Raw genomic sequence first — 18,848 nt, 5'->3', positions numbered from 1 at the left:
CTGCATATGCATAGCCGTGGACGCACAGGCCTACGGCGGCAAGAACGACCGTAGGCAGTCCGAGACCCAGCACGACCTGCCGAGGCTCCTCGACCGAGCCGCCAGAGGCGCCGGCCTGGACCGCGCGCAGTGGCAGATCCAGCGCAAGGGCGACGAGCAGCTCGCGGTGCGCCCCCTGGACGGCACCGAGCCGCGCCTGGTCGACGACTATGTCCGCCATCTCGTCGCCGAGCTGCGCGAATACAACTCCCAGCGGGTTCCGGCGGCCCGGATGCGGCTGCGGGCCGTCATCCACCAGGGACTGGTGGAGCTGGCCGACAACGGCTTCGCCGGCACGGCTGTGGTGGCCACGGCACGTCTGCTGAACGCGCGTCCGCTCTACGACGCCCTGGCCGCGTGTCCGGATGCCGACCTGGCGCTGCTGCTGTCCGACGACGTGTTCCGGTCCACGGTGGCGGGCGGTCACACGACCCTTACCACCGAGGACTTCACCCACGTCACCGTCCAGGTGAAGGAGTACGAGGCCACGGCCTGGCTGCGCGTGCCCGCGCTCGGCGCACCGGCCACCGCCTCATATGAGCCCGGGACCGCGGACCTGGGGAAGCCCGCGGCCCCGGCGTCGGGGGAGCCCGCGGCGGACCGGCCCGAGCCGGCCGCCGCGGGCGGGGACACCGGCGGGAGGGGGATCAGCAACGCGTACCAGGCCGACCGGATCAACGTCACCAACGTCGCGGGACCCGTGGACGCCCGGGGTGCCGTCTTCGGCTTCGGGAGCTCCGGTGACTGACACTCCGGACCTGGCCGACTCCCCTCCCGAGGAGCATGTCGCGCCCCCCGCCCCGGACGACGCCGACGGTACGCCGGAGGCCGGGGACGACGACGCCCTCGACCCGGACCCCGGACCGGACGAGGCCGCCGAGCGGCGCAAGGAACAGGACGAACGGGAGGAGGACGACCGGGGCTATGACGATCTGAGCCGCGTCCACCAGCTCGTCAACAACAACTTCTACGGAGTCGTCGACGCCTCCGGAGCGGCCTTCGGCTTCGGCGCCGCCTCCTCGCCCGGACTCGCCCCCGGCACCATCGAGCCCGCCGAGACGGACCGCGCCCTGCGGTTCTACGTCCCGCCGCGGCCCCGCTTCGACGAGGCGCTCGGCAAGCTGCGCGAGGACGCCCTCGTGGTGCTCACCGGCCAGGACAACTGCGGCCGGGGCGCGGGCTCCCTCGCCCTGCTCAGGAAGATCCTGGGCGAGGAGGCCGAGCTGCGCAGCCTGTCACCCGCCAACGCCCTCGCCGAGCTGGCCGCTTCACGCGACCTCAAGCCGGGGCAGGGGTACGTCATCCTCGACTACGCCGGTGAGCTGCATGTCGAGGCAGTCCAGGCGTACGACGTCCGGCGGCTGAGCGAGGAACTCCGCCGCAAAGGGTCGTATCTGGTGATCACCGCGGGCGACACCACCCGCCGGCGGCTGGCACTGCGGGACCACTGTGTGCCGTGGCAGGCCCCGGACCCCGTGGAGCTGTTCGAGCACTGCATGGGGAAGCTGCCGTACGCCGCTCTCCCGCCGGACACCGAGAAGGAGCTGCTGGAGCGGGTGGGCGAGCAGCGGCGCCCTGCGGATGTCGTCGCCGCGGCCGTGGCCCTGTCCGGGCAGGGCGCGGAGGCGGCGCTGGACACCCTGCGCGACCGGCACCGGGAGCGGGTCCAGGAGTGGTTCCGCAAGCAGCCCTCCGCGGACGACCTGCTCGCCCTCGCGGCCCTGGTCTTCCTGGAGGGCATCCCGGAGCGCACGCTGGAGAAGGAGTGCGCCTCCCTCGCCGCGTATGTACGCAACTGGGAGCAGAGCGGCGAGACACCGGTCGCGGAACCGGACGGCTCGGCCGGGACGCCGCTGCCCGGCACCGTGGCCGACCAGTCCCGCGCCCGGTGGAGAGAGCGGGCCGTGGAGCTCGTGACGACCGAGTACCGGCCCGCTCCGAGCCGCGACGCCGGCCGCAGCGAGCGGCGCCTGGTCTTCACCTCGCCGCGCGTCCGCGAACTCGTCGTCGCGGAACTGCACGCCCTGTACGGCTACGGCCTCTGGTATCCGCTGCGCCAGTGGCTGAGCGAGCTGGCCCTGACGGGCGACCTGGAGACCAGGACGGAGGTGGCCCGGGGCGTCGCGCTCCTAGCGCGGTACGCGCTGGTCGAGGTCGACGAGTATCTGCTGAAGGTGTGGTCCGAGGGCATCACCAGCCAGCGGGTGACCGCCGCGCTGACGCTCGGGTTCATGTGCGACGCCGAGCATCTCGCCCCGCAGGCCTACAACATCGTCCTCGGCTGGGTGGACAACAGCGGTCCCGGGCGGGCGGTGACGGCCGCCATGGCGCTGACCGGCCGCCTGGGCTCGCTCTACCGTCTGCAGGCGCTCAACCTGCTGTCGTTCCTGACCCAGCGGGGCGAGCGCATCGCGTTCTCGGCCCGGCGTGCGCTGGTCCTGCTGCTGCAGACCGCCGAACGGGACCCCGAACGCGTCCTGTTCACCCTCCGCTTCGTACGGACCGTGATCGCGGGCGCGGCGCCCGGATCCCGGGAGCGGTCGATCGCGCTGCGCACCACCGTCCAACTCCTGGAAGCCACCCGGCTGGAGACCCCCGAGCCCGTCACCGCGGCACTGCTGCGCACGGTCCCCGGCAGTGCCCGCCATCTCGGCTCACTGTGGGCGGACGTCCTGCACAGCAGCAACCGCGGCCGGGCCGTCACCGCGCTGTGCCGGACGCTGGTGCAGCTGCGCGACGACCCGTCCGTCACCGGCGCCGTGGGCGAACTCGGCGACGCCATGCGCGAGGCGATGAGCCGGCGGCAGTGGGACGCGCTGTGCCACCACCTCTCCATCGCCCTGAAGCACCCCGACTACGCCATCCCCGGCACCCGCAGGCTGGCGCAGGTGCTCCTGGGATCGCTGCGCGGCCGGTGAACCGGCGCTCGACCACACCCTTCCCCTCCCCTTTTCTGCCGCTCAAGGAGGCCGAAACAAGTGAACTACCCCGTCATAGCCGAGCACATCCTGGCCACGGTCCAGGGCACCTGGTGGTCCCGGCGCCGTCGCCGCGAGGACGTACCGGAACTGCCGCCCGGCGCGGTCTACGTCTTCAGAGTCGGCGGTAACTACCGCACCTTCCCCGAGGGCATGGTGTTCGACCCGTCCCACCCCGACGTGCTCGACGCCTCCTCGGTCAGCCTGGTCGACACCCGGGCCCGCCTGGTCGACGTGGACCGCCCGCTGCCGTCCGTGAGCGAGGCGGACAACTTCACCCTGCGGGCGTCCTTCACCTGCCAGGTGACCGACCCGACCGTCATCGCCCGGCAGGGCATCATCGACGTCACCGTTCCGCTGCGCGCCTATCTGATGGGCGACAGCGACCTGCCGAGGGTGAGCGCCGGACACCGCGTGGAGGAGATCAACGCGGTACGCACCGAGGCCGGCCACCGGATGACCGCCTACAGCGCGATCGTGCCGCCGCGTGTCGCCGGCATGAGCGTCGAGTTCGTCAGCGCCGAGGTGCACGCCTCGGACGACCTGCGGAACTGGGAGCAGAAGCTGCGCGACGAACGGCGCTCCTGGGAACTCCAGCGGGGCCAGCGCGACTTCGAGACCCAGGACGCGCTGCGCATCGCGGAACTCCTCTCCCAGGGATCCGACCACGTCGACGCCTTCGGCATCGCCCGCAAGGAGATCGACGTCACCGAGGCGGCGGCCCGCATCCACCGCATCAACGAGGAGGAGTCGGCACGCCGCCACAAGGCCGAGACATCGGACCAGGCCCATGCGCAGGCCCTGGAGACATCGGAATCGCAGATGCGCCGCGAGATGCTGCTCACGCTCCTGAGGCAGATGGGCGGCAGCGAGTACGTCGACTACCACCAGGTCCTCGAACAGGTCCTGCGGGAGACGGGCGGCCAGCCCGCGCCCGGCATCGGAGCCGCGGCCAACACGACCCGCATGGTCGAGTCGGGCGGTGCACGCCCCGGCTCACGCGACCCGCAGGGCGGCTTCGTCAAGGACGAGGACGATCTCGTTGACTGACTTCCACACCCACGATGAGGAGGGCCCCGCCCACGGGCCTGCCTCTCGCACGGCTCGCCCTCCTGGCCTCGACGCCGCCCGACGTCTGCGTGCCCTGACCGGCATCGACGAGGCGCTGCTGGACAAGGTCAGGTACGAGCGGAGCAAGTACACGGCCCTCGGCGGGGTGGTGCTCGGCACCTCCGTGATCGCGGCGTTCTCCATGTGGAACTTCGCGACCGAGGCGCTCGGCAGGATCTCCTTCTGGGCCCTGGTGCCGACGGTCATCTGGATGCTGTTCGTGCTCAACCTCGACCGCTGGCTGGTGACCCCCCAGCCGAACGCGCGGCGACGTGTCGGCCCCCTCCTCACCCGTCTGCTGATCGCCCTGCTGCTCGGCACGGTGATCGCCGAGCCGCTGGTGCTGCGCATCTTCCAGACGGCCATCGAGCAGCACGTGAGGGACGAACGCACCGACGTCATCGACCAGTTGCGCACCAACCTGGTCCGCTGCAATCCCGTACCGTCCACGACACGGACCCCCACCCCGAAGGGCTGCGACCGGACGTACGTCCTCTCCTTCGGCGCGTCGCCGGGCGAACAGGGCGAGGAACTGACCGCCCTGCGCTCGGACGCCGCCACCTTGCAGGAGCGCGTGGACCGGGACACCACCAGGCTGGAGGCCATCGACTCCGAGGTACGGGACGAGTGCCGCCGGCTGGTCCGCATAGCCGCCACCGGCCTGTACCAGCGCACGTCGGAATGCCTACGACTACGCGCCAAGGCACAGGACTACCGGACCACGCACCGCACCAGCGAGAACGAGAAGCGGCTGGCCGACATGAACGGCCGCATCTCGCGGATCGAGGCCCAACTGACCTCGTCACGCGGCACGTTCCTCAAGGACCGGGCCGACGGCATCGAGCAGCGGCTGGACGACGAGCGCGCCAAGCAGAGGGAGATCGGCGTCCTGGAACGCATCCGGGCGCTGGACGATCTCGCATCCGGGAACGCGGTCCTGTTCACGGGCATCTGGCTGGTCCGCCTGCTGTTCGTCCTCCTCGACGTGCTCCCCGTGCTGGTGAAGTACCTGAGCGGCGAGACCGCGTACGACCGCATGCTCACCAGCGAGAGCAACAGCGCCGTCAAGACCCACGGCGAGCAGGTCCGCCTCGCCGAACGCCGCGCCATGGCCGACATCGAGATCGCCCAGGACGCCATCGAACAGGAGGTCCGCCGCCACCGCGCCGAGTCGGAGGCGGCGTTCCGCGAACACACGGCAGCAATGAACATTCGCGTCCGCCAGGCGGTGAACGCACTGGAGGACGAGATCCGCCGCTCATCGACGGTCTGACCACCCGGCCGACGGCCGCCTCGGGCACACCGGGGCGGCCCCTGCCCCCGACTCCACGGAAGGTAGGGAAGACATGCCAGCCGCCCCCGACGACGGCCCCACCCCGAACCCCGATCCGGAACTGGCCAGGGTCCTTCTGTCCGAGGCCCGTGAGGAACTCACGCGAGCCGACAACAAGGCCGGCCTCATGCTGGCGTCCCTGGGCGCCGCCCTGACCGCCCTGCTCGGAGCGATCGGCAGCGGCCTCATCGCCCCGCGGCACTACGCGGTCGTCCCGCAACTCCTCCTCTGGACGGGCTGCGCCGCCTGCGTACCGGCCCTCGCGCTCCTCGGCCTGGCCGTGACCCCACGCCTCGGCACCCCCAGCCGCACCCGCCTCCACTACTTCGGCGACGCGAGGCTGCCCCTCTCACCTACACACCTGCACCGAAGAATCCACCACACCGACCTCATGTCCCGGGACCTCAGCCAACTGGCGATCCTCTCCCGGATCGCCTGGACCAAATACCGCTGCATACGCCACGCCCTGGCCTGGGGCACGGCCTTCTGCGCGCTCACACTGCTGGGCATCGTGACGGGAGCGGTGATCTGACGAACGGCGCTCCTCACTCAGGGCCGGTCCAGTCGAATGGGAAGTACTTGCTCGACTTGCCGGAGCGCTCCCAGGAGAAGCCGAACGCGTCGGCGCGGTCGACGGTGGCCCGGCCCCATGTGGCGACCTGGCCCGGCCCCACCTCGGCGCCCGGGGCATTGTGGACCTGGACGCGAGCGCCGTTCGGGGTGGTCGGGCCGGTGAGAGCCTCGGCGCTCGCCGTGACACGGCCCGGGATCTCGGCCCGCCAGGTGGCAAGGTCCTCGTCGACCTCCACGTGGATGGGGACGATGTCCATGCCACGCATCTCGGGGTGGAACATCTCCCCGAACTGTGCCGGCCAACCGCCCGCCTCACCGCCGAAGACAGCCCCGAGTGCGGCCCGCTGCCGGTCGTCGGCGCGTTCGTCGAGGAAGACCGCGGCGTACGGATCGGTATGCGTGCCGGCCCACGGGTTGCCCTCGAAGGAGCCGAGCATCAGGACGTTGAGATCGTCGAGCCGTACGTCGCCGAAGTTGCCTTCCCGGATGTGCCAGACCAGTACGCCTTCGCAGTCACCGTAGGTCGGGGGCTGCGCGAACGTGCAGGGGCAGGGTATGGCGCACTTGCACACATCGAACCAGTCGCCGGCAAGGTGCCAGCGCGTACTGGTGGTGGCCTGTTCTGTCATCTCGCTTCCCTCCTGCCGAGCCCGAAGGAGCTCACTCGGAGTGGCGAGACCGCGTATCCCGAGCCCGCTCCCGGGATCGGGAGGGTGGCCTCACCTCCAGCTTGCACCCCACGTCCCGGGCGGGGAAACCGATCCACATGGGCAATCGCCGTACGTGCGGCGATCACATGCCGTCCATGGACGGCGGCATCGAACCCTGCAGCCCCGGCAGCAGCCAGTCCTGAAACGGTGCGAGCAGGGCAAGGACGAGGAAGGCGACGCCCACGACGCCGGTGAGGAGCATGCCCCGGGACCACAGCTTCTCCACGAAGATCACCAAGGCCAGTCCGGCCATCGCCGCCACGTTCATCACGCCGAGCGGAACGAGGACGACCATCAGCCCGACGCAGCAGCCGACACAGTAGGCGCCGTGGTGGACGCCCACCCGCAGGTCGCGGGCCGGCCGCCGGAACCCGGCGTAGCGCACCAGATGGCTCATCGGGTCGCGGCAGTGCCGCAGGCAGACGTGCTTGAGAGGGCCGAGTTGGTACAGGCCCGCGAGCAGGAAGGCGATCGAGCCGATCCAGCGTCCGGCTGTCGGATGGTCGTCCACCAGGCCGCCGGTGACGGCGAGAGCCCCGTAGGCGAGCAGTCCGAAGGCCGTCCACACCAGCAGATATCCGCCCACGAACTCGATGGTGCGAGCGGCCCGGGTCCAGCCGGAGGACTGCCGTCCGATACCTCGCACCCAGGTGAGGGCCACCGGCGCCATGGACGGCAGCATCATGGCCGCCATCATCGTCACCCAGAGCAGCAGGAACAGGGGCAGCGCCATCCCCATGGTGCCGGGTTCGACCCCCATGTCCCGGGCCTGCCCGACGGTCAGCACCCAGGCGGGCACCGCGACCAGCACGACGAGGACCCAGCCGACCGCGAGATCCCGCGCGGGCAGCAACCTCCCGCCCACTCCGGTCGGGGCGGGCGACCGAGAGGGTACGAACGCAGTAGCCCAGCTGCGACGCATCGGTGTTGCCTCCCGCGGCTGCTTCCAGAACAGCACACGCACACCTACGACGCGACTTGACCCGAGCGATCTCCAGAAACCGGTCAGGGGCCTGATCCATTTACTGGATCAGGCCCCTGACCTGGTGTTTCGGCTGTCGGGGTGGCGGGATTTGAACCCACGACCTCTTCGTCCCGAATTAGGCCCTGGAAGACCGCCGACCTGGAACTCAAGCCAAAGATGCAGGCCAGGCCGTCGGGATGTGTCGGTCTCCGGTGGCGCCACAGGGCCGCTATCGCAAGATCATCTCCAGGATTTCTCCACGGAGGTATGGCACGGGTGCGTGGGATCGCCGCGTCTGACACTGCCCGCCAACTTTCGTCGTGGCTGACGGCTAGCTGGAGAACTAGGACCGAAACACACCCACTACGTTATCCGATCTTGGATCGTAGGTATCCACCGGCGTCCACCGAACAGACTCCGACCGACCGCAGCGGACTCCTCGCCGCCAGGCCGGCACTGAGGCCACATCGGAGACCGCCCCAACCCCCCATCCACTCGGTCACCTTGTCCCGAACCGGTGAGGCTCGGCCGTCCGGCGACTGGAGGCGACCACGGGCGGTCGCGGTTGGTCACCACTGCTACCGAACAGCGCGATATAGCTCCACGGGCCCTACTACGCGGCCTAGTTTGCGAAAACTCCCGCCGTGTGATTACGCTCTACTAGGCGCGTGGCGGAGGAAGAAAAAATCGCCAGGCGAAAAAGGTGGGAGGGGCCCGCGATGGCGTCCGAACCGGATCTTCAGGCTATGGCCGCGCGCATGAACATGCGCCCGGTTTCCTTCAAGACGCCCGCGTTCAAGACCATGATCGGCGAGATGCCCTCCTTCAACTTCGTGCATCCTCTGCCGGCCCTCGTCGAACTGCGGGCCCGTACCGAGTCCGGCGTGATCGTCCGCAAGGACTTCGACCTGGATGACGAGGAGTACGGCAACCGTCCGCTGGATCCAAAGCACGTAGAGCGGATCGCCAACGGGCTCTACGACCGCCCGGATACGCCGATCCAGCAGATCCAGCTTGCCGTCCCGGAGGACGCCGACGGCGTGCCCACCTTCGACTGGGAGAGTTACAACACCGTCTCCCCTGGCGTGGAGTTCGGGATGTTCACGCTCTACCAGGGCACCCCGATGCACATCGAGAACGGGCAGCACACGCTGGAGGCTCTGTCTCGGGTCTGGGACAAGGTGAAGGGCGCGACGTTCGGAAACGAGCTGAAGAAGCAGAAGATCTTCAGCGCCAGTGCCGCCCCCATCCAGGTACTCGTCCAGAGCGACCGAGACGAAGTCACACGGATGTTCGTGATCGCCGGCCAGACGAAGCCCATCTCACCAGCCCTGATGACCGCTCTCGATCAGAGCTCGTACGCGAACCGATTCGGCACTCAGGTCGGACGCCGTGCCCGCCTGCTCGTCGATGAGCCCGAAAGGCTGGTCTACCTGCGGAGCGCCGCCCGCGAGCAGGCTCTCTACTCGACGGCTCACATGCGGGGATTCGCGACGGCCACGCTCATCGGTTTCAGGGACCGAACCCCTGACGCGCGCGAGAACAACGTGCGCAAGGCCTTGGAAGAGCTGGCCGGCCCCACCGGTAACCTCAACGACCAGCTTGAGAAGGTCATCGAGGAGACGGTCGAGATCCTCGACTACGCGTACGACCGTATTCCGGGGTGGAAGGATCTTCGCCGCTCCTCCGACGGCTCCGGAAAGTCCCCCAAGCAGTTCCGCGCCGAGTATCTGCACGGATCGCCGGCTGGTCTCTACGTAATCGGAGGCGCGCTCGGAGCCGCGCGCTTCTGCAACATCCCTCTCCGGCGCGTGGTCGACGCTCTGGCGGAGCTTCCCTGGGGGCGCTCCGAGGGGAAGCTCCGGAAAATTGACGGCAGCGAGCAGATGCAGCACCTGCTCTTCGATGGAACGCTTGTGCGCTTCGAGAAGGTGATCGCACAGAACGGCGACGTCACCTGGACGCCCACGACGGCCGGCGGTGCCCGGACGAACTACGAAGCTGCCACCGAGACCGTGATCCGCAGGCTCGCCCGCACCCCCGCGTTCAAAGAGATGAACTTCGCGGCGACGCTCGTGCACCTTGGCCTGCGTTCCTCAGGACGACGCGGCCGTCCGCGGAAGACCGCCATCGAGTAAGGCCCCACAAGCATGGCCGCGCCCTCGCCGGCACGGCCAGAAGGAAAATCCGCTGGTGGGGCCACGTCACGAGTCCGCAAAACTGGAACGCAGCCCCACCCTGAGCAACCAAGGGGTTGCTATGTCAGTAGACAACAATCGTCCCCCGCCCGACAACCACGGAGGGCTGGCGACGGTAGAGAACGACGCCGGCGGAGCGCCCACGCCGGTGGAGGAGGTCGTGGGAGGTCTGGTCCTCATCGCGATGGCCTTCGCACTGCTCGACGTGTGGGTCCCGCTCAACTTGGAGGCCTACTTCGTCAGCATCCTGGGTTCGCTCGGGGGCTACCTGCTGATGCAGTCGAGCGGTCCGGAGCCCCCGGCGGGTCTGCCGGCCTCCCTGTTCCTCCGACCGGCTCTGTAGCGGAGCACTCTCGGTGGCGTTGACGGAACCCGTCAACGCCACCGGCGCGTCTACGAAGGGATTGGTGCTACCGACGCCACCGTTCGCGGTGCTGCCGCACACATTCCAGGTCGATGGCATGCCGGGGATGCGTCCGCAGGGTGCCGACCACCTCGCCGCCACGGATCACCGCGAGGTCATCCCCCAAGACGATGGCTCCGGCGTCGAGCATCACGTGGCAGTTCGGGCATAGGCAGAGAACGTTGCTAGGGGTGTACGGGCCGTTGTACGGCGAACCGAGGGCCTGTATGTGCGCGCCCTCGCTGTAGCTGCCTCCAGGGACCTCGATGCGGAGGTCGCAGATCTGGCAGCGGTTGTCCTGCCAATCCTTCACCTGGCGCTTCACGGCGTTGCTACGCACGATCCGTTGGACTGTCGAGGTAACGCGCTCGGACGCTTTGTTGCCGCGGACAGCGGCGGCACCCGAGTCTGCCGGTGCAGGAGGCGTTACTCGGAGCTCCTGCTGTCGGGCTACCTGCGGCGTCGGGGCTCCGTCATAGACCTCCAGCCGGAACTGCCAGATGAGGAAGCCATCGATACCGAGTTTTCTGCCGTGGTTGGTGACGCGGTACAAGCCGTCGTAGCGGTATCCAGATGCAGGGGCGTACGGGGAATCGTGCTTGCCACGGATCACGCGGACGGGTAGGCCTTCGAGGTAGCTGGTGACCAGGGCTGCGTTGCCGGAGTCGTCCAAAGTCTGGTGGCTGACCTGCTTCTTGGCGCTGTCCTGGCCCCCGTGGCCGGTGTAGATGATGACGCTGCCGTAGTCCTCGTCGTCCTTGTAGCCGCCGGACACGACGATGGACTCGGCCCCCTTCTTCTTGGTTCCGCAGATGCCGGCTTGCAACAGCCGGTGCACGCCTGCTTCGTGGGCGAGACGACGCGTGGCGTACTCCTGACCTACTGGAACGTTAGGCACTTCACCGATCAGGAGCGCAGCCTCCCACGAGGCACCGACACTTCACCCAGGCGGACCTTGCCAGCTTGCGTCAACTACCTTTGTCACAGGCACGAATTGGGTCGGTCTGGAGCGAGGGATCGTGGCCAAGTACGAGCTCGTTAACCTGTTTGCCGGGGCGGGATGGCAAGGCTGCGTTGCGGGTTCACTGCATCTGGGCCACCGCGCCGTCGGCGCCGTGCCGCGTCCTGCCCGACGACGGGACCGCCCGTGGCCGCCGCCGAGTTCATCCGCACGCGCCATCCTTCGCCGCGGCCGACAGCCAGCAAGTGACAAAGATCGATAACTGCGCATTTCGCTCTGCAGTTTTCTCCGCGAGCTCAGGAGAAGTGAGGTCATCGAATTCTCGCCCCAGCATCGCAGGATGGCACTGACCGCGTTTCAGTCACCCTTCAACCATCGGGTATTAAGACCTACTACGGAATCATCGCTCCAGTCCCTATAGTTGATAGTTCTCACTCTAAAGGGTTACTGAGTATGCTGCTTGATTCTGCATCGCGCCGGGAAGGCTACTAACGGCATCGAAGGTACAGAGTAGGGGAGCGTGCTCATTGCCGAATCGAAAGGTAATCCTCTGCGTAACCCGCATCGAAGGGGTCGAAGGCACGCGGCTGCGTCACCAGTTGGCCAGCACGATTCATGAACTGCTCTTGTGGGCGCAAGCTCACCAGCAAGATTACCCTACTAAAGGTGTCACGCACCGGAATGATGAGAAAAGCCAGAGCTGTCCGTATCCCGTCCATCCGAGGCCGACAGAGTGAGAAACCGGAGTAGTTGGTGCCATTTAATCGATCCGAACTCTCGGATCTTGCAGTGTCTCCTTTTGCCGCGCCCTCGCTTTCGCTGAGGGGCGCAGTAAGAGTTGCTTGGGTTGGGCGCACATCCACTGAGGAAGCGCAGGACCCGCGACTGTCAATAATGCGACAACTGGAACGTTGTAAGTCCGTTTTGCCTGAGGCGTGGGTAATTACCTGGCATTTCTACGACGTCGAGTCGGGGCGCCTTGGACTGGAGGCGCGAGGGCGAAAAGAAGGCTACGAGCGATTCAGTATTCCCATCGCCCGGGACGGAGGCATCGCGGATCTCCTGGCTGAGGCAGGTACCGATCAGTGCCGCTTTGATGTGGTGATCTGTGAGGGCGTGGCAAGGGTTGCCCGGGGAATGCTTGAAAGTCTTTCAATCGAACGAATCCTGGAAAATTCCGGAACACCGCTGCTCGCATGGAATGAGCCCATCAAGCTCGACGGAGGTCGCTCACAACGAATCCTGCAGCGGCGTATTAATCAATCGGTTGCCGAATATGAGGTCTACAATGCGCTGGAGATGTCCTGGGGAGGGCTATGTGCGCATGTGCGAGAGGGGTGGAACATCGGCAAGCCGCCATATGGGTATCGCGCAAAACGTCACCGTAATCCCAATCCAGTAAAGGCGGATAGGGGGTTTATGAAGACGCGTCTTGAGCCGGATGGGGCGAGGGGGGCTACGGTTACTCAGATCGCTATGTGGAGCTATCATGACGAGCTCGGTTACGGTGCAATTGCAGAACTGCTTAATTCTGATCGGATTCTATATCCGCCTCCCGATCCGCCGGGTGGGGTTCGAGCTCGCGGCGCCTGGGGGAAATCCGCCGTCGGGGAAATTCTCCGTAATCCGAAGTATACGGGGTATCAGGTATTCAATCGTCGGGCATCGCGCTCAGGGGGCGGGAAAGTAAATCCTCCAGAATTGTGGGTATGGTCTCCTTACCCGGTTCACGAGCCGCTCATTCCGAAGTGGATGTTTGATGAGCTTGATAGCCGTAGAAGGTTGCGGCATGTACGCAGCAGAATCGGCGCTCAGGGAGGCCAGCCGAGAATTCGTCGCACCTACACATTCCGCGGACGGGTATTTTGTGCTTGCGGGCGGCGGCTTAATGGGAATATTCGAAAGGGTATCACCTATTACACATGTTGGCCTAAAGCCAACAATCGCGGACGTCCTGATAGTTACTCTGGGCACCCCAAAGCTCGCTACGTAAATGAAGTAACCCTTTTGGATGCGGTAGTTTCCCTGTTCGTCGACCGAATCTCTCCTCTGCATATGAGATCCGCACTTGCCGCCGATCTGCATGAAATCCTTGATGCAAGGATGCGGACTAGGTATGAGGAACGAACGGAACTCGAAAGCACCCTGGCCGACATCAGTCGCAGGCAGGCAGTCACGCTCCAGCGAGCGCAAGAGTGCGGGCCAGGCGATCCGTTCGGGCAAGGATTACGCGGAACATACAACGACCTTGAGGAGCAGCGACAGGCCACAGTCAGTATGATCAACGACTTGGGCGCTGAATCCATGAACCGCACTACGGCTGTGGATGACGGCGTCACCAACCTCCTGAAATTGGTGCCGTACCTGACGCAAAACCTGGCTTCCGCACCACAACGGCTCCTGCTCAAGCTGTTCGAGCTCACTAGATTGACAGTCCGACTGTCTGAGGTCGGCCTCGATTTCGAACTGTCGGTGGTTTTTCCCATTGATTACGCGTCTGATCTGACTAGTTCGCCCTATAGGAGGACAGTGGATTAGCTTGGTTGATCGGAGCTGAGCCTCTAAGGCGATGTCGAAAACATCGACGGGGTTCCAACGGGAGTCGATCCCCCGAGAGCGGTGCTGCACATTGCCGGCTACCTACCGAAGAAGGCGTCCATGATGGACCCGAAGGGGGCAGGATTAGACCTTTTGTCAGCGTCCCTGATCTCCGCTTCTGGGCTTCGGGCTGGAGGGTTATTGAGGTAGCCATTGAACCGAGCGCTGTCCTGGAGGGCCTCTGGGAGGCGTTCGTAGGCTGGCAATCGTAGTGCGTTGCAGTCGCGGCACAGAATTCCTCGCACGCAGCCTCCGCACGAGTATGGGGTGTTGCAGCAGCTGTGATCGTGATCTATATGCCAGAACGTCGGCATGTCGATGCGTAGATAGTCTGACTCGTAATCAGGCTCTTCTTTGCACAACGCGCAGGCCCACCCCTGTACGCGCAGAATAGCGTTCATCTTGGCGATTGATAGGCCGTAGCGCCACACCTGTCTCTGTAGCCGATTGCAGCGCACGCACAGCGCTTTGTCGTGCCGTCGAGCGTGCGGGGTCGGCTCTTCATCGTCTCCGCAGAGCACGCACACGAAGTATTCATCGTCATCGAAGGAAATCATCCTCACCTCATGCAGGAACGTAGACCGTAAATCGTGCTCTATGCCCTGACGAGGGCGACGGGGGTGTCCACCCTTGCGCATATTCGACCGCTGAGTGGATCGGCTTACAGAGGCGGTTGGGCCTTGAAGGTGTGGGTGCGATGCCATAGGTAGTACGGCTCGCGGCTCGGCGTCCACCAACTCACGGAACGGCCGACCAGCTTTTCCTGGATGTAGGTGGCGACTTCAGGGATCTCTGCGGTGAGCGGGCTGACCTGGATGCCACCTCCGGTGGCGACGGTGACGTAGCCGTGTTCGTACACGGCGTCGCATCCGAAGGTGCAGGCGAGCATGGCGATGTTGGCTAGGTCCCGCTTTTCGTAGTCGCTGCACATGGCGCGCTTTTTGATGTGCGCGGCGATCAGGAAGGTGCCGGGCAGGGTGCGTCCGCACAGGGCGCACTGGCCCGTCGAGCCCTGCAGGAGGCGCTTCTTCAGCGCTGCCTGCTCGCCTCGCTGAGCCCGCTGGGCTGTGCGCTCTAGTTCCCCGTCGAAGGCCGCCACGGCGGCCTCTTCCTGGGCCGTGTCGGCCGGTTCGAGAGCCGCTGTCGCGGGATCGAGGGTCAGCAGAGTCTGGAGTGTGTCGCTTTCCTCATCGCTGAGCACGGAGATGCCCATGATGTTGCGGTTAGGGTTCCAGTCGAGCAGGGTGCGGATCTCTTCAATGGGGATGTCGAAGCCGCGGGTCCCGGAGAGGGCGTACATGTACTCCCAAGTGCTGTCATTGTGGTCGGTGCCCCACAGCCGGGTTGCGAGCTCCTTGTTGCGCCACATCAGGGCGATGGTGCCGCCGAAGTAGACGCGCTTGTCGCCGCTGAAGAACACCCAGTCGCCGGGGTGCATCTTCTTAATCCGGGAGACGTTGACGTTCTTCTTGCCCGGCACGACGCCCCACATCTGGGCCTGTCCGTCGGGAAAAAGCTGCTTGAGCTGGGCGATCGTCGCTGCATCGAGGACGTCCGCGTGGTCGTCGAAGACCACCGGCTTAACGATCGTGTCCTGGTAGTGCTGATCGACGTCCTTCTCCGACCGGCGCGCCGGCTGCATCACGATCCGCATGACGTGGATCATCCCCCCAACTGCGTGTACTTGTCGGCCTTGCCCCGTGCCAGGTGCACCGGGTACTTCAGACGGTTCTTCTCGATCTTCTCAGCCAGCGCCTGTTCCAGGTCTACCCCCAGGACATCCGCCAGCCTCAACAGATAGGCCAGGACATCCGCCATCTCCTCGCGGACCTGCACGGCGCGTTCGCCATCCCGCATCACCTGAGCGGACTGCTCCGGCGTCAGCCACTGGAAGATCTCCAGCAGTTCCCCGCTCTCGCCGGCCAGTGCCATCGCCAGGTTCTTCGGGGTGTGGAACTGTTCCCACTCGCGTTCGACGGCGAACTGGGCCAGTGCATGCTGCAGGGCGGTCAACGTCATGGCAACAGCTGTACCAGACGCCACTGACACCGCCTGCCTGACCAAGGCCCGCACCCGGGTTGTCAGTTGGGATTGATATAGATCACGCATGCATCTCTACGCGGGCACGGTGGCCGAAGCCGCTCGGCAGGTGGACGACGAGACGTTCATCGCCGCGGCCGAACGGCGCTTCACGCAGATGTTCGGCGTAGCGCCCAGCCCGGAGGAGAGCCGCAGTTGGCGCCGTAGCTGGCCGGCGCTCACCCGCATCCTTCGCTCGGCCGGGTTGGAGGCCGTGCACCTGCTGCTTGAGTACTCGCTGCCTGCCACTGGGGAGCGAGTCGACGCAATAGTCGTCGGCAAGGAGGCCGGCGGCCGTTTGCGCGTGGTCGCGATCGAGCTAAAGCAGTGGACACATGCCCAGCTCAGTGCGCTTCGGCCCGGGATGGTCCGCACTGCAGACCGCATTGTCCAGCATCCGGCTCGCCAGGTCGGCGGCTACGTGCACTACCTGCAGCAGTGGGTAAGCCACGACGATTTCCCGCTGGACGTCCGCGGCATCGTGGTGCTCCACGATGCCCCCGCCGACCTCGTCGGCGGCCTTCGGACACAGGCCGCGCGCGGCCCGGCCGGCGCCTTTCCGGTGCTCGGACGCGACGACCTCACCCCCGCCCCGTCCTCTGCCGACTTGGCCCGGCGGCTTGGCTGCGCTGATCTGAGCCCCGTCACCTGGGACGAGGTCGAACGCTTCCTCCAGGTCGAGCACCGCCCGTCGCCTGCGCTCTTGGAACGAGCGGGAGAAGTCATCGAGGGCCGCGACGCCTTCACCTTGATCGGAGACCAGGATCTCGCCCGGCAGGAGGTCCTGCACGCCGTCGACGACGCACGCACCCGCGGACGCAAGAGCATCATCGTCGTGACCGGCGGACCGGGTACCGGAAAGACCGTCATCGCCTGCCGGCTTCTGGGTGACCTGTGCAAACAACCAGGCAGCAATCCCCGCCTTCTGTCCCCCTCCGGGACACTCACTCGGCAGCTGCGCCGGACCGTCGGTAACGACTACCGAGGCCTGATCGCTACATTCCTCAACAAGACCCCGGCCGGAATCACCCACGACAGCGTGCTCCTCCTGGACGAGGCCCACCGCGCCCGCACCTACCCAGACCACCAGCACGGCGCCTTCCCCGTGATCCTGGGGAAGCTCATCGGTCAGGCCGCCGTGACAGTGCTGTTCCTCGACGAACGACAGATCGTGCGCCCCACAGAAGGTCTCACCCTCAAACAACTCGAACAGCACGCCCAGCACACCGGATCGGCATTCGCCCACATCGACCTAGTCAGCCAGTTCCGCTGCAACGGCTCACGCGCCTACCAGCAGTGGATCGACCGCCTCTTCCAGCCCGACGGCACAGCACCGGTATGGAAAGGCAGCGACTACGACCTGGCGGTCGCGACAGATCCCGAAGAACTCTCCGACTGGGTTACCGACCACACCCGCCGCGGCCAGACCGCACGCGTGACCGCCGGCTTCTGCTGGCCATGGGATTCCCCGGACTCCCCACCACTGCTGCCGGAAGTAGCGATCACCTGGCACGGCCCGGAGGGTCCACGCACCTGGACCCGTCCATGGAACTCCCGCGCCGACGAGTCCAACTTCGACCACCCTGACGTGCCTGCCCGTCCCTTTTGGGCCACCGACACTGGCGGCCACGACCAGGTCGGCTGCATCTACACAGCCCAGGGGATGGAGTACGCCTACAACGCCGTGATTATGGGCGGAGACCTCGTTCGGCGAGGCGACCGATGGATCGCCCACCCAGAGGAAAGCCATGACTCCCAGCTACGGAGCCTCGCGCCGGATCGGTATTTGCCGTACGCACTGAACACGTACCGCGTACTGGCCACCCGAGGCACCAGGGGAACACGCCTCTATTCGACCGACACGATCACGCAGGAGTTCCTCCAAGCACTGGCTTCCCCACTCGAGGCGTAGGCCAAGACCTCGCGGCCACCGAAAGCCTCCTCCGAACCTGGCAGGTGCAAGGCAGGCTGCGCTCATCGCCTCTCGCTGACACCGCTCGGCGCCCACACGAAGGAGCGCTCAGTTAGCACCCCAAGGCTCTTTCCTTTCATCGCTATGACGTACGTATGTGCCAAACGCCAAGCCGGGTTGGTGTACGTGTTCTGGAGGCTTCTTCCCGCTCGACGTTATGCAGCGTGCGTTGCGGGGCGCTTGAAGACCTGCGCCTGGTGCCAGTTGACGTACTGTGCATCGATGGCCGAGTGGCCAGGTCGAGGCGTCGCAGCATGTTGACCGTGCAGAGCATCGACAGCCTGCCCGGCCGTGCTTCGGGCTACGTACCAACGGGAGACCTGGATTCTCAGGTCTGGCCCGAGGCCTAGTACGCCGAGATCGAAGAGCGTGTGGTGCAGGGAACACAGTGCCAGGGCGTTGTTGACTTCGTCCGGGCCGTCCTGGCTGTGCCAGCGCACGTGGGCGGCTTCCACTCCCACCGGGTGACGGCCGATGGCGCCGTCGAACCCGCAAAAGGCACAGGCGTAGGCGTAGGCATGCAGGACTTCCTCGACGAAGCCTCCTCGCCGTGCTCGCGTCTGCCTCTGCCCCGGAATGGAAACCGCCTGCGCATGCCAACCGGTCACGTCGAGGCCGACGGCGTCGCAGATGGAGGTCTCAAGCGCGGGGGTGAAGTGCTGCTGTAGCAGGAGCCTGGCAGCTGCCGCCATGGTGCGGGGGGCGGCGAGCAGTCTCTCCACCTCGGGGCGCAGGTTGCCGCGGGCGCCGCGGGTTCGTAGCCATGCACCCCGGTCAGGATCACTGGCGCGTATCGGCCGGCCATCACTGTCGCGCAAATCCCACAGGGTGCGTTCCAAGTGGACGAAGGGCATCGCGGCGCGCTGCTTAGAGGTCCTAACAGAAGCTGTTGATCATGTGACTGTCGGCCCGGTTGCTCGTTGCTTTTGT

At 66.1% G+C, this 18,848-nt stretch carries 15 protein-coding genes and 1 pseudogene; 9 read left to right on the top strand and 7 right to left on the bottom strand.

The window, feature by feature from the left end; genetic code table 11:
* Positions 1–16 precede the first annotated feature (16 nt).
* The 5 genes from IE325_RS35625 to IE325_RS35605 all read left to right on the top strand — a co-directional run bounded on the left by IE325_RS35625 (position 17) and on the right by IE325_RS35605 (position 5,992).
* Positions 17–787, top strand: a complete 771-nt coding sequence (locus tag IE325_RS35625) for a hypothetical protein (protein ID WP_190074287.1) — start codon at positions 17–19, stop codon at positions 785–787.
* A complete protein-coding gene (locus IE325_RS35620) occupies positions 780–2,957 on the top strand; it encodes a hypothetical protein (protein WP_190074286.1) in 2,178 nt (725 codons plus the stop codon). Before IE325_RS35625 ends, IE325_RS35620 begins: the two co-directional genes overlap by 8 nt.
* Before the next feature lie 60 nt (positions 2,958–3,017).
* Positions 3,018–4,067: an SPFH domain-containing protein gene (locus IE325_RS35615; RefSeq protein WP_190074285.1), complete on the top strand. Its 1,050-nt coding sequence runs from the start codon at positions 3,018–3,020 to the stop codon at positions 4,065–4,067.
* Positions 4,060–5,400 (top strand): DUF4407 domain-containing protein, encoded by a 1,341-nt coding sequence (locus IE325_RS35610; RefSeq protein ID WP_229912250.1) that lies wholly within the window; start codon positions 4,060–4,062, stop codon positions 5,398–5,400. The genes IE325_RS35615 and IE325_RS35610 overlap by 8 nt, the downstream gene beginning before the upstream one ends.
* Positions 5,401–5,473: 73 nt before the next feature.
* Complete coding sequence (locus IE325_RS35605) at positions 5,474–5,992, top strand: Pycsar system effector family protein (RefSeq protein ID WP_190074283.1); 519 nt, start codon at positions 5,474–5,476, stop codon at positions 5,990–5,992.
* A 13-nt stretch (positions 5,993–6,005) separates the two neighbouring features.
* On the opposite strand, the gene IE325_RS35600 is transcribed toward IE325_RS35605, so the two are convergent.
* Positions 6,006–6,662, bottom strand: coding sequence for a DUF1326 domain-containing protein (locus tag IE325_RS35600; RefSeq protein WP_190074282.1), 657 nt, complete (start codon positions 6,660–6,662; stop codon positions 6,006–6,008).
* Between the two features lie 163 nt (positions 6,663–6,825).
* Positions 6,826–7,665, bottom strand: coding sequence for a DUF2182 domain-containing protein (locus IE325_RS35595; RefSeq protein WP_190074281.1), 840 nt, complete (start codon positions 7,663–7,665; stop codon positions 6,826–6,828).
* Between the two features lie 761 nt (positions 7,666–8,426).
* On the opposite strand from IE325_RS35595, the gene IE325_RS35590 reads away from it, so the two are divergent.
* Together IE325_RS35590 and IE325_RS35585 are read left to right on the top strand one after the other, a co-directional pair.
* The gene (locus IE325_RS35590) at positions 8,427–9,845 is read left to right on the top strand and encodes a DNA sulfur modification protein DndB (RefSeq protein WP_190074280.1); all 1,419 of its coding nucleotides are present in this window, start codon (positions 8,427–8,429) and stop codon (positions 9,843–9,845) included.
* A gap of 121 nt (positions 9,846–9,966) precedes the next feature.
* Positions 9,967–10,248, top strand: coding sequence for a hypothetical protein (locus IE325_RS35585; RefSeq protein WP_190074279.1), 282 nt, complete (start codon positions 9,967–9,969; stop codon positions 10,246–10,248).
* A 67-nt stretch (positions 10,249–10,315) separates the two neighbouring features.
* On the opposite strand, the gene IE325_RS35580 is transcribed toward IE325_RS35585, so the two are convergent.
* A complete protein-coding gene (locus IE325_RS35580) occupies positions 10,316–11,206 on the bottom strand; it encodes a YDG/SRA domain-containing protein (protein WP_229912249.1) in 891 nt (296 codons plus the stop codon).
* 957 nt (positions 11,207–12,163) lie between these two features.
* Between IE325_RS35580 and IE325_RS35575 the strand changes: the two genes are divergently transcribed.
* Positions 12,164–13,807 (top strand): recombinase family protein, encoded by a 1,644-nt coding sequence (locus tag IE325_RS35575; protein ID WP_190074278.1) that lies wholly within the window; start codon positions 12,164–12,166, stop codon positions 13,805–13,807.
* 98 nt (positions 13,808–13,905) lie between these two features.
* On the opposite strand, the gene IE325_RS47135 is transcribed toward IE325_RS35575, so the two are convergent.
* From IE325_RS47135 to IE325_RS35560, 3 genes are all read right to left on the bottom strand, one after another.
* Positions 13,906–14,424, bottom strand: coding sequence for an endonuclease domain-containing protein (locus IE325_RS47135; protein WP_373315275.1), 519 nt, complete (start codon positions 14,422–14,424; stop codon positions 13,906–13,908).
* Positions 14,425–14,528: 104 nt separating this feature from the next.
* The gene (locus tag IE325_RS35565; RefSeq protein WP_190074276.1) at positions 14,529–15,521 is read right to left on the bottom strand and encodes a hypothetical protein; all 993 of its coding nucleotides are present in this window, start codon (positions 15,519–15,521) and stop codon (positions 14,529–14,531) included.
* Between the two features lie 8 nt (positions 15,522–15,529).
* Complete coding sequence (locus IE325_RS35560) at positions 15,530–15,886, bottom strand: nucleotide pyrophosphohydrolase (RefSeq protein ID WP_190074275.1); 357 nt, start codon at positions 15,884–15,886, stop codon at positions 15,530–15,532.
* Positions 15,887–15,974: 88 nt separating this feature from the next.
* On the opposite strand from IE325_RS35560, the gene IE325_RS35555 reads away from it, so the two are divergent.
* The gene (locus IE325_RS35555; protein ID WP_190074274.1) at positions 15,975–17,858 is read left to right on the top strand and encodes a DNA/RNA helicase domain-containing protein; all 1,884 of its coding nucleotides are present in this window, start codon (positions 15,975–15,977) and stop codon (positions 17,856–17,858) included.
* Positions 17,859–18,073: 215 nt separating this feature from the next.
* Here the strand turns inward: IE325_RS35555 and IE325_RS35550 are convergent.
* Positions 18,074–18,790, bottom strand: a pseudogene (locus tag IE325_RS35550) (phosphorothioated DNA-binding restriction endonuclease); the annotation flags it as partial.
* Positions 18,791–18,848 lie beyond the last annotated feature (58 nt).

The organism is Streptomyces lanatus (assembly GCF_014655715.1).
Classification (GTDB): domain Bacteria; phylum Actinomycetota; class Actinomycetes; order Streptomycetales; family Streptomycetaceae; genus Streptomyces; species Streptomyces lanatus.
This window is presented reverse-complemented; position numbering and strand designations above follow the sequence as displayed.